The 11,447-nt window shown below is 40.5% G+C and carries 13 protein-coding genes; 6 read left to right on the forward strand and 7 right to left on the reverse strand.

All coding sequences use genetic code 11. The features are described 5' to 3' along the window. Nucleotides 1–81 precede the first annotated feature (81 nt). The 5 genes from ACGLYD_RS17495 to ACGLYD_RS17515 are packed head-to-tail and all read left to right on the forward strand — an operon-like array spanning nucleotide 82 to nucleotide 5,049. The gene (locus ACGLYD_RS17495) at nucleotides 82–987 is read left to right on the forward strand and encodes a hypothetical protein (protein WP_067213511.1); all 906 of its coding nucleotides are present in this window, start codon (nucleotides 82–84) and stop codon (nucleotides 985–987) included. 24 nt (nucleotides 988–1,011) lie between these two features. Further along, complete coding sequence (locus ACGLYD_RS17500; protein WP_187046113.1) at nucleotides 1,012–1,641, forward strand: DUF4129 domain-containing protein; 630 nt, start codon at nucleotides 1,012–1,014, stop codon at nucleotides 1,639–1,641. A 36-nt stretch (nucleotides 1,642–1,677) separates the two neighbouring features. After that, nucleotides 1,678–2,811 carry a DUF4350 domain-containing protein gene (locus ACGLYD_RS17505; protein WP_354311931.1) on the forward strand — a complete coding sequence of 378 codons (1,134 nt, stop codon included), beginning with the start codon at nucleotides 1,678–1,680 and terminating at the stop codon, nucleotides 2,809–2,811. Beyond that, nucleotides 2,808–3,737 carry a MoxR family ATPase gene (locus tag ACGLYD_RS17510; protein WP_187046115.1) on the forward strand — a complete coding sequence of 310 codons (930 nt, stop codon included), beginning with the start codon at nucleotides 2,808–2,810 and terminating at the stop codon, nucleotides 3,735–3,737. The genes ACGLYD_RS17505 and ACGLYD_RS17510 overlap by 4 nt, the downstream gene beginning before the upstream one ends. After that, nucleotides 3,688–5,049 carry a DUF58 domain-containing protein gene (locus ACGLYD_RS17515; protein ID WP_399629567.1) on the forward strand — a complete coding sequence of 454 codons (1,362 nt, stop codon included), beginning with the start codon at nucleotides 3,688–3,690 and terminating at the stop codon, nucleotides 5,047–5,049. Before ACGLYD_RS17510 ends, ACGLYD_RS17515 begins: the two co-directional genes overlap by 50 nt. Here the strand turns inward: ACGLYD_RS17515 and ACGLYD_RS17520 are convergent. Then, entirely contained in the window at nucleotides 5,042–6,007 is a 966-nt protein-coding gene (locus ACGLYD_RS17520; protein ID WP_399629569.1) for a stage II sporulation protein M, read from the reverse strand. The genes ACGLYD_RS17515 and ACGLYD_RS17520 overlap by 8 nt on opposite strands. Nucleotides 6,008–6,253: 246 nt before the next feature. On the opposite strand from ACGLYD_RS17520, the gene ACGLYD_RS17525 reads away from it, so the two are divergent. Beyond that, complete coding sequence (locus ACGLYD_RS17525; RefSeq protein WP_067213522.1) at nucleotides 6,254–7,057, forward strand: RDD family protein; 804 nt, start codon at nucleotides 6,254–6,256, stop codon at nucleotides 7,055–7,057. Nucleotides 7,058–7,214: 157 nt separating this feature from the next. Here the strand turns inward: ACGLYD_RS17525 and ACGLYD_RS17530 are convergent, their stop codons facing one another. From ACGLYD_RS17530 to ACGLYD_RS17555, 6 genes are all read right to left on the reverse strand, one after another. Continuing rightward, nucleotides 7,215–8,198, reverse strand: a complete 984-nt coding sequence (locus tag ACGLYD_RS17530; RefSeq protein ID WP_338654784.1) for an NERD domain-containing protein — start codon at nucleotides 8,196–8,198, stop codon at nucleotides 7,215–7,217. Between the two features lie 330 nt (nucleotides 8,199–8,528). Beyond that, nucleotides 8,529–9,470, reverse strand: a complete 942-nt coding sequence (gene mdh, locus ACGLYD_RS17535; RefSeq protein ID WP_338654782.1) for a malate dehydrogenase — start codon at nucleotides 9,468–9,470, stop codon at nucleotides 8,529–8,531. 23 nt (nucleotides 9,471–9,493) lie between these two features. After that, entirely contained in the window at nucleotides 9,494–9,856 is a 363-nt protein-coding gene (locus ACGLYD_RS17540) for a BMC domain-containing protein (RefSeq protein ID WP_399629572.1), read from the reverse strand. After that, entirely contained in the window at nucleotides 9,831–10,133 is a 303-nt protein-coding gene (locus ACGLYD_RS17545) for a EutN/CcmL family microcompartment protein (protein WP_399629575.1), read from the reverse strand. Before ACGLYD_RS17545 ends, ACGLYD_RS17540 begins: the two co-directional genes overlap by 26 nt. Before the next feature lie 15 nt (nucleotides 10,134–10,148). Next, the gene (gene pduL, locus ACGLYD_RS17550; protein ID WP_338654779.1) at nucleotides 10,149–11,021 is read right to left on the reverse strand and encodes a phosphate propanoyltransferase; all 873 of its coding nucleotides are present in this window, start codon (nucleotides 11,019–11,021) and stop codon (nucleotides 10,149–10,151) included. A 35-nt stretch (nucleotides 11,022–11,056) separates the two neighbouring features. Further along, a complete protein-coding gene (locus ACGLYD_RS17555; protein ID WP_067213529.1) occupies nucleotides 11,057–11,344 on the reverse strand; it encodes a BMC domain-containing protein in 288 nt (95 codons plus the stop codon). Nucleotides 11,345–11,447 lie beyond the last annotated feature (103 nt).

Here is an 11,447-nt window from a genome sequence, read left to right on the forward strand (position 1 = left end):
TACTTCTTCTGGTTCGCAAAACACTCACTATCAAAATAGTGTTAGAATAGTAAATATGAGAATTTTAAGGAGATGAATAAAATGAATGAAAGACTTAACAGACCAAAAGGATTTGGAGAAATCCTTGATCTAACATTTAGTTTGAGCAAAAGCAGGTTTCGGGATTTTTTCATTATTTCCCTTATTTTTATGGGTCCAATTTACTTGATTCAAGCATTGATTAGTCTCAGTTCTGGAGTAGGCTTTTTCAGGGAAATGGGTGCTACTGGAGCTTGGTATGAAAAGATAATTTCAAGCTTCGAGGGGGCGGAATCCACGGGTCTAGGAGCCGATCTCGGAACTGCTCTTGTAGGAATTACTAGTTTCTTCTTATTTCCAGTCGCTACAGCAGCCATTTTATTAGTCGTTAATCGGATAAGAAAAAATGAAACATACACCATTGGTTCAGTCATTAAACAAGCTTTTTCACGATACGGTCCTATTATTGGTAGTACCATCTTATTTTCTTTAATAACAATTGGCTTGATCCTTATTCCAGTGTTTATTTTAGTGTTTTTACTAATAAGCTCCCTTGCCACTTCTTCAACTGTTGGAATAGTTGTAGGGATTATCCTATTCATAGCACTTGCTATCGGTAGTGGCTACCTGTTAACTCGTTGGAGCTTTTATCTTGGATCTGCTGTACTCGGTGAAGGTTCTCCGGGTTTCACAAGAAGTTGGAGGCTAACTCGTAAGCGCGGTTGGTTTTTAATCGGCCTCTATATTATCTTTTCTTTAATTATCGGTGTTATTAGTACCGTAATTGAATTGGCTTTCGGTCTATTTTTAGGAAATAGTGTACTCCTTTCACTGATTGTATCCCTAGCGACTATATTTACGACAATGATTTTCTCTGTTGGTTATGCAGTCATGTACCTAGATTTAAAAGTCAGGCATGATGCAGACGATTTAAAAGAAATGATTGATGATTATAACGTGGTTCAATAATGAAACAATTAAAGGTGATAATCTATGGATAATGTAGATGACGCAAGAGATGAACTCGAAAAGATTTTAAACGAAACTGAGTATACGAATTATAGTGATCAGTCCAGTACTATATTTTCGATTTGGTTGGAAAAAGCTAAAAACTGGATTGCAGATCAATTAGACCAGTTGTTTCCTGCATTAAAAACAACGAGTATGTTAGCTGGACCGATTTTGACGATTATTATTGTCATTACGCTTCTATTAATGGTAACCGTACTATTTTTTGTTATACGTAATCGTAGTCGAAAAAGGAAGTTCCGTGAGACACCTCCCCTGCAATCAACGCAGGAAATTGATTGGTCATATCAAATGCATGTAACTGAAGCAATGAAACAGGAGGACTTGGAAAAGTTCTCTTCCGCTACTCGTCATCTATTTATAGCATTGCTCCTGTATTTCCATGAAAAAGAATGGTTAGAAGCAAGGATTTGGAAAACTAACTGGGAGTATTATGAAGAATTAAAGAAAGTAAATCAACAATCAGCCGATCAATTTCAACATCTCGCCTATTTTTTCGATGAAGCCACATATGGAGAGCGAGAAGTACAAAAAGAGGACTACGTTCAATTTCAGAAGGAAGTAATGAAATACCTAAGTGAAGCGGATGAATAAGCAAAGTGTTCAGGAGAAAGGAGGAAGGAAGATAGATTGCAGAACCCAATAGCGAATAAAAAAATATGGGTATGGCTAGTAATTCTTTTGACTGTGCTACTGTTTTCACGGTATATCTTAATCCAAGGACAACTAAAAGAGTATCCAATGTATGCTTCTGATTCTCCTTCTCCTACAGGTGTGAAGGCATTTTATACATACGCACTGAATCATCAGGATGTTGTCAAAAGATGGTCCGATTCTCCAAGCCAATTACCAAACAAGCCAGCAAATCAACTACTCATTATGATCGAACCATACTTTACACCGAACAGTGCAGAACTGGACAGCTACAACCGCTTTATGGAAGCAGGAAATACAATCCTGTTATTCAAAGAAAATCCGAAAGGGATGTTTGGACTAGAAACAGAAGTCGTGGAAACTGACGCAGTAAATCTGTTTGACCCAGCAGGCGCTAGTTATCGTACTAAAACTGACGTGACTAGCCAAGTGAGGCTTCTAGAAAATGCTCAAGACGAAATCTTACTATCTGATGATGCAGGCACAATTGCGTTAAAGCGAGTAGTTGGTGAGGGTCAATTGATTGTAACTAATTCTCCGAAATGGATTATGAACGGAGAAATAGTAACGGATGATCATCTTGCACTCATTTTAGCACTTCTAAAAGACGTGGATAGCAAAGTCATTTTATTTGATGAATACATCCATGATGTGAAAAATGCCACAACCATTTTGAACATCTATCCACGCTGGTTTTTGTTATTAATGATTCAAGGTGCCCTTTTGACAATTCTTTGGCTGTGGCACCATGGAAAGCGATTCGGACCTGTTTTCATTTCGAGAAAAGAAACAGTTCGCTTCAGTGATGAAGGGATTAAAGCTTTAGCTGCCTGGTATATTAGAGGGCATCGTTATCATGATTCGTTAGTTATTCAAGCTAATTATGTCATGACTTTGCTACAAGAACATTGGAGAATTCCTTATCATCAGGAATGGAAGGATCTCACCGCACAATTCGAACGAAAGTGGCCACATTTGGAAAAAGGAGAGATTCACTCCCTATTAAGTGGTTTGGCAGATATGTTAGAAAAGAGCACAGTGAGCAAGCAGGAATACTTGTTATGGTCTAAAAGACTAGAGAAGATCAGGAAAGAGGTTGAAGAAGGATGAGAGCACAAGTTTTAACCTTATTAGAAAAATATGAAGAACGTATTTTAGGTCAAAGCACTAACCTCAAGCTTCTATTATCTGCAATTTTATCAGGAGGACATGTTCTACTCGAAGGAGTTCCGGGTACTGGAAAAACACAAATGGTTAGATCGCTCGCAGAACTTCTTGGCGGAAGTTTTCGCCGAATCCAGTTTACACCAGACTTACTTCCAAGTGATATTACCGGAAGTATGATCTACAATATGAAAGAAGGCACGTTTGAAACGCTAAAAGGACCTGTATTTACCAACATCCTTTTGGCAGATGAAATTAACCGAACGCCAGCAAAAACGCAAGCAGCACTTTTAGAAGCGATGGAAGAACAACAAGTTACCATTCAAGGAAACACGTATCCATTACCAGATGTGTTTTTTGTTGTGGCGACACAAAACCCGATTGAATTCGAAGGAACGTATCCCTTGCCCGAAGCTCAGCAAGATCGTTTCCTATTTAAGTTAAAAATTGATTTCCCTTCATTTGCAGAAGAAAAAAATGTACTTAAACAAGTGATTGAAAAAACTTTTGATACAAGCCTGGTTACTCCCGTACTAGATATGGAGGCTTTCTTGACAATTAGAGAAGAAATTCAGCGTGTGACGATTGAGGATGGCGTGCTAGATTACATTATGCAGATTGTCAGAAAGACCCGGGAAACAGATTCAATCCGCTTTGGTGCGAGTACAAGAGCAGCGATTTCGATTGGTAAGGCATGCCAAGCATGGGCCTACTTAGCGGGTCGAGACTATGTGACGCCAGATGATATTAAAATAGTAGCGAAACCTTCATTAAGGCATCGGATTCAATTAGCGCCACATGTAGAAATGGAGGGAGCGGCCGTTGACCAAATCATTGAAGAACTTGTGGGCTCGGTTCCTGTTCCAAGGTAGAGGAATTTTACCGACGAAACGATTACTCAGTGCTTACCTAGTCTTTTCGTTGCTTGTCATTTTACTTGGAAGCCTACTCGAGATTACTTGGTCCTTGATCATTACCTTGAACGTCGGTGTTATTTTAGTAAGTTTACTGGATTTAATTTATTCACCTAAGAAAAGTCAACTGAGCTTTCGGCGTACAATCACTACAGAGCTAGAGCGTAATCTCAGCTATACAGTAGAGATTGAAGTAAGTAATACTTCCGAATTTGATCTTCGCTTTTTCTTAGTGGATGATATTCCCCAGTCATTTAAGCGGCCTTTTCCGCTCCGTGGGGAGGCTCCGAGGGTATCCGCAAGTATAGTTACTTACGAAACAAATGCACCCGTTAGAGGTAAGTATGACATTGAGCGGCTTTACTTTCGTTATACAAGTCGTTTTGGGTTGTGGGCAAAGCAACAGACGATTGAATTAGTCGATTCTGTAAAAGTGATCCCCGATTTAACAGAGACGAAACACTATTTAGGGAACGCTCAGCGTTTTTTATTATATGATGGCTCGAAAATTCGTAAGCAACAACGCGGTGTAGGAGATTTCGCACAGATTAGAAACTATGCTGTAGGTGATGATCCACGGATGATCAACTGGCGGCAAACTGCAAAGCTTCAAGAAGTGATGACTAATGAATATGAACCTGAGCATGGAAAGTATGTAACCATTCTAATTGATTGCGGGCGAATGATGGGCTCGGAACTAGCGATAGGCAATCGCCTTGAGAAAGCGCTGGAAGCCGCATTAACAGTGACCGCGGCGGCTTTACAAAAAGGAGATTATGTCTCTATAGTAGCATTTTCAAAAGAAGTGAAAGTATTTATACCACCCGCAAAAGGCATGACACATTTACAGACAATCCTTCAGGCAGTCTACAACCTTAAAGTCGATACAGCAGAGTCAAATTATGCGGCTGTGCTCACTTATTTGGAAACGATGCAAAAGAAACGAAGCTTGCTACTCTTATTTAGTGATGTACGCACATTTCTTCATGAGGAAAGCGCGCTAGTATATTTACAGCGTCTAAGACAAAGACATGTGTTTTTGATGATCGGAATTGAAGATGTGGCGATATTGAAGAAAGCCAATGAGGTACCCGTAGACGTTCGAAGCGCGATGGAAAAAAGCATTGCCCAGCAGCAAGTTTTGATCAAGAAAAAAGAAAAATTAAAATGGGAAAAGCAAGGCCTACAAATGATTGAGGCCCGCGAGGACAAACTTGCAGTAGCTGCAGTTTCCCATTATATCGATATTATGAATCGTAATCTTATATAAGCTGTCTTTTTGCTAGTAATACCCTGCCAATCACTATATACAGAACTAAGCCAAACACGGTTATGCATGCAACACTATACTTCGCTGCCAAGGGAATCGCTGCTGGGGTGATGAAACCTTCGATCAATCCAGCAATTACAAATAAAGGAATTGTCCCTATCAAAAGTTGGACAGAACGTTGTGCCTGTTTCTTTAACTGATAGCCTCTGGAAAATTGTCCTGGAACAAAGAGCTTATAGCCCATTAACAGACCGGCACCACCTGCGATAAAAATAGCTGTAAGCTCAATCATTCCATGGGGAACGATGTATGCCCAAAACTCATATGATTTCCCATAATGAAAGAACAAGCCAGCGAGGGCCCCCACTACAATACCATTATAAATGAGTACATAGACTGTTAATAAACCAAATGTGACCCCGCCGGCAAATGCCAAGATCGCCACATTAATATTATTTGTCATGATACTGGCGGACATCACCGAAGAATTAACCTGACCATCTGCACTACCTAGTTGTTCAGGATTCACACCTTGAGCTATTTCTGCTGGTAAGATCCCATGCATCGTTTGCGGATCATTGACAACCGCGAAAAAGCTTCCTACCCCACCTAATGTAAACAACAGCATTGCAGCAACGATAAACTTCCATTGTTCTAAAAATAGGCGAATAAATGTTGTGCTCAAAAAATGCCCAATTTGTTTCATACTCGATATTTGGTCTTTATATAAGAGATTATGCGATTTCGAAACAAGTCCATTTAAGTAAAGTGTTACTTCGTCCTCGGGAAAATACGTTTGTGAATAGGATAGATTCTGGGTTGCCTTTTGATAGAACCGATAAAATTTATCAATCGTGGCACCCGTCATAACGGATTTCCTTTTATGCATGATTGATACTAGATCTTCAAGCTGATTCCAATCATCACGATGCAACTTTACAAATTGCTTTATATTCATCTAGTCACCTTCTTGTTTTTTATTGATTGAAAGAGTTTCCAAAATACCTCTGTCTAGTTATGTTGAACTAATGATTCTATATAATCTCTAGCGTATGCGCCTCATAGGGGTAGCCTAGCGTTGTTGAGGGGATTCTTTATATCAACATATATAGATAGTAACAAATGTATATAAATACAAGTATAGCAGATGAACTTGAACAACTTGTAATAAAATGAAAACTCCACCAGAAATGAGGAAATCATTGTGAAACAAGAGCAAGTAGGAATTAAAACGCCGGAATTCGTATCTCTTCAATTTCAGCTTGCGGGTCTTGGTAGTAGAGCCACAGGGTTTATAATCGACCAACTTATTCTACTCGTCGTGAATGCGTTAATCATTATTTCTCTTATTATCCTTTTTACTGGCGAGATGGACCTATTGGCTTATGCAGGTACAGACTCCCTTCTATTAGGACTTACAATCGTTGGCCTCTTTATTATTAACTCAGGGTATTTTATCGCTCTCGAATACTTTTCAGGCGGGAGAACAATTGGAAAGCGAATCGTCGGGATTCGAGCCATTCAGGAAAATGGCCATAGTCTGACACTCTTATCTAGTTTTATTCGTAACTTTCTTCGGATTGTTGATAATTTACCGGCAGGTTACTTTCTGGGCATCATAATGATTTACTTCCATCCAACACATAAAAGAATTGGGGACCTTGTGGCAGGGACAATCGTCGTCCATGAGAGAAAAGCGAAACGAAAGAAGAAGCTTTCACCGATTGAAAAAGAAATCATAGAAAAAGGCCTAACGAAAGACGATTTCACCATTGATGAGTGGGCTTTACAATCACTCAGCCAGAAAGATTGGAACCTCATTAACACCTATAGTAATCGTCTTATGCAGTTGCCAACAAACGAAAGATCTGAACTTACCCTACAAATGGCCGGATTATTATTCCCTAAATTAGGATTAGAAATAGCAGGAAAAAGCCACCTTGATCTTGAAAACACTTTGCTTGTCTTATATTTGATCTTGAAAGAGGAATGGGCGTACGAATTGTGACCAGCTTCGCGGTTGATGTTAGGGTTATCACCGACGTGAGACGAGTTATCACCGACTCCAACGAGGTTATCACCGCCATGGGACACTTTACCACCGACTCAAACAAGTTTATCACCGTCATGGCCAAAATAACTCAAAATGAAAAAGCGCACTTGAATTAGGTGCGCTTTTCACATTTCAATCTGAGATTCATCGAGTAACTTCGATTTCGATTCGCCCCTTCCGTTTGTAAATTCATGCTGTTTAAAATCCGATTAGCTGTTTGTTGGCGATCAATGTGTAAAAATTCCCGGCAGTCTTTGTTTTTCATTGCCCCTCCGAATAAAAGAAACCAATCACGGATTGCTTTTTTATGGGCATCTGGACTTGTCCCATCACATGCTGTACAACGCCAACCTTTCATATATTTTTTCATTCCAAAAAGACCGCATGATGGGCATGCAACGCCTGTTATAATTTTGTTCTGAATATCAGGGTAGGTGAAGCTGATTGGGGGTGGAATAAATTCGCGATGGCTGGCAACAAGTTCATGCCCTAGCCTTTTGAAGCTTGCATCGTCCAACAGTGGGGGTTCTGCGGAAAGACTGCGAATGTAAGTGGGAACTGCCTTTGGGAATAGGAATGGAATTTCCGTGTCAAATAGTTCAATACGTTGTGTTGAATAAGCCAAAACGATTGCACCGTAAATCGGTAAATAGACATCGCGTGCTTGAAACCAGTCCCGCAGTAGCTCACAATTACTCTGCACTTGGGTAATAGGGCTGTTGAAACCCTTCACTTCCCCGTTGTCCAGTGTACGGATTAATTGTGGTGGATTATTAATTACTTTAAGTTTTCCAGCAATGTTCTTTACTTCAAAAATTATTGCATACGACGGTGTGATGAATAATGTATCCATTTGAAAATGAGTACTCGATGTAAGAGATAAATCGTACAGGACTTGGTGTTTCATTGGAAAAGAATAGCTTTCAAATATCCTGTCTAGTTGCTGTTCTCCGCCGAACCCAGCTTTTACTGATGCGTATCTAGCCTTCAATAGAGGAAGAATTGTTCCTTGTTCCGGCGCTATACGCTCGATAGCCGCGTTTACCCCCTCAAGTAGCAATGGTTCCTTTCTTCGTTTACTGATGAATTTCCTCAACCTCCTCGCTAGTTTTTGACGTCTGCTTAAGGAAATCGTACCATATTCTGATCACAGAAACCATCATTAAAAAGAATATTCAATTTATTATCTTTTTTTGACCAGCAAGTGGCATGCTATGCTCACCTTCCCATTACTTGCACCTTCCCATCGCCTAGTTGAATTGCTGGTTTTATCACCGCCTTAAAGCATTTTATCACCGGCATGAACTTGGTTATCACCGCCTTGAAGCACTTTATCACCGACTCGAACGGATTTATCACCGCCTATCTCGATATCGTAATTTACAAGACACAAAAAAAGCATCCCGAATAACCGGAATGCCCTTGATTATTTATCACATATCTCCAGTACGGAACGAACTGATTCAACCGACTTGTCTAGCGCGGCCTTCTCTTCAATCGTTAACGGAAGCTCAATAATGCTCTCTATACCGTTCCCGCCAATCACAGCTGGAACACCTAAATATAAATCAGTATAGCCGTACTCTCCCTCTAGATAAGCAATTGACGGTAAAATCCTTTTCTTATCACGAATAATTGATTCGGCCATTTCGACAAGTGAAGCAGCTGGCGCATAGTATGCACTTCCGTTTCCAAGTAAGGAAACAATTTCACCGCCGCCTTTTCTCGTTCGCTCTACGATTTGATCCATGCGATCTTGAGGAATGATTTTCTCAAGGGGTATACCACCTGCGTAGGAATACCTAACAAGAGGCACCATATCATCCCCGTGCCCCCCTAAAACAAACCCGGAAATATCCTCCACTGAAATATTCAGCTCTTCAGCGACAAACGTATTAAAGCGGGCTGTATCAAGTACACCCGATTGACCAATGACTCTATTTTTAGGGAACCCCGTCGTTTTATAACAGACATATGTCATTGCATCTACAGGATTACTTAAAATTAAAATAGTGCTTTCGGGTGCATATTTTTTCACTTGCTCCGATACAGCACGCATAATTTTTGCATTCGTATTGACAAGATCATCTCTACTCATACCAGGTTTTCTTGCAATACCTGCAGTAATGATGACCATATCCGCGTCTTGAATATGCTCGTAATTGGAAGTCCCCATTACTTTTGCATTGAAACCTTGAACAGGACCTGTTTGTAGTATATCAAGCGCTTTCCCTTTTACAGGGTTTTCTTGTTCAGGGATATCGAGCAATACAATATCACCCAACTCTTTTTGCGCTAGCATTAAAGCTACTGTGGCACCGGTATAACCCGCACCAATTACGGCGATTTTATTTCTCCGAAAAGCCAAATATGCTCACCCTTCCATAACCATTAACTATCAGTCTTTTTTGTTACCTGCTCTTTAGTAGTAGGTGCAGGTGTAAGTTTCACTTGTTTTTTCTGTTGTTCAAACTCATTATAGTCAAGGGGTTTAACCATTTTATAAACAGATTCGTCTGGACGCGGAATAACGTGAGCTCCTAAAAGTTCACCTACACGCTTCGCAGCTTCACGGCCGGCGTCGACAGCTGCTTGCACAGCGCCAACATCACCTTGAACAATAACCGTCACGATTCCTCCGTCAATAAATTCTTGTTTTATCAATCTAACGTTAGCCGCTTTAATCATTGCATCTGCCGCTTCCATGGAACCGACTAATCCTTTTGTTTCAATCATTCCGATTGATTGACTCATCGATTTCACCTCTCTTCACTTCTGTTGAATCGATTATTCCAATCACAACCGCATCAATTGGAATGGGGTTATCTTTATCTATAAAACGCGATGAACCGCCACTTGTTACAATGACTTGATCACCAATTCCGGCGCCAAGTCGATCTGCGGCAACAAAATGTGTTCTCACCGGGTTACCATACGCATCTTCAGGTTGGATGATCAGTAATTTCACACCTTGTAATCCTTCTTCTTTGCGTGTTGCCCAAACGTTTCCAATCACTTTTCCTAAACGCATGACTATCACCTTTTTCTATTTTCTAACGGAAATAGATTTACCTAAATCTCTTGCTGTATCACGCGCAAGTGCTGTGACGATTGTTCCTTTTTCAACGATAATCTCAGTTGCCGTAATTTCTCTGACATCATCATTTGACAGCAATTTCTTTTTAAAATCATGCTGGTTTTTAACAATAATCTCTGACGTTTTATTGTCGACAAGTACGCTTGAACGAACTTCGCCAGAGCGAATAACATGCCCAACCGTTCCCTGCGTGATTAAACCCGCATTTGCCTCATCTGTATCGATATGCATTTCTAAACGATACCGCTCAGAAACTCTAATCTTCACGTTACGATAAGCAATCGGTCGTATTCCAGCTACTTCTACCGTTACATACTCGCCATTTTGTACGCCCAATTGCATTGCGTCCTCGGGCTGCATATGAATATGAGCTTGGGCAATGATTAACCCTTCATCGAGATATAGACTTGCTTTTGTCCCGATTAACGTAAATGCTCCTGAACCTGCAATATTACCTGATTCACGAAGTGGCGGCTTAACGCCAAGCTTCATAGCATCTGTCCAGCTGACTTCTGCTTGCGTCAACGAGCGCGCAGGGCCAAGTACACGAACACGTTCAATGCTCCCTCTTGGACCTGCAATGACTACTGTCTCATTCGCTGCAAATTGATTTGGTTGGGATAAATCAGCTTTCTTCGTTAATTCATACCCTTTACCAAATAGTATCTCAACATGTTCTTGCGACAAATGGACGTGACGAGCAGAAACAGCGATTGGTATTGTATTTGGAGGAAGTACAGGTGCTTGTTTTGGTTCAATTTCTGCTTTTGTTAATTGGCCAAGTACTTCCCCCACAATTTTTTCAATCAATTGCTGATCCATGTCGTTACCGCCTTCCTGTTAAAAACATGCGAGTATTAGTTATCTGATTTAGGTAATAGCATTTCAAGCTCATCATGCGGTCTTGGAATTACATGAACAGATAGCAATTCGCCTACACGTTGTGCCGCTGCAGCTCCTGCATCTGTCGCCGCTTTAACTGCACCTACATCTCCACGTACTAAAACAGTTACAATTCCTCCACCTACATGTACTTTACCAACTAGATGTACACTTGCTGCTTTCACCATTGCGTCTGCTGCTTCGATTGCACCGATTAATCCTTTAGTTTCTACCATTCCTAATGCTGTACCTTCTCTATTCATGTCTGTTTCCTCCTAGTAATTTTTAGTTTGGTATGTTGAAATGAAGCATTTCATTGAATCCGCTGCGGCGCTTGGGGAAGCCTCTTTTAAGGCACCTTCGCTA

This window comes from Sporosarcina sp. SG10008 (assembly GCF_044569405.1).
Lineage (GTDB): Bacteria > Bacillota > Bacilli > Bacillales_A > Planococcaceae > Sporosarcina > Sporosarcina psychrophila.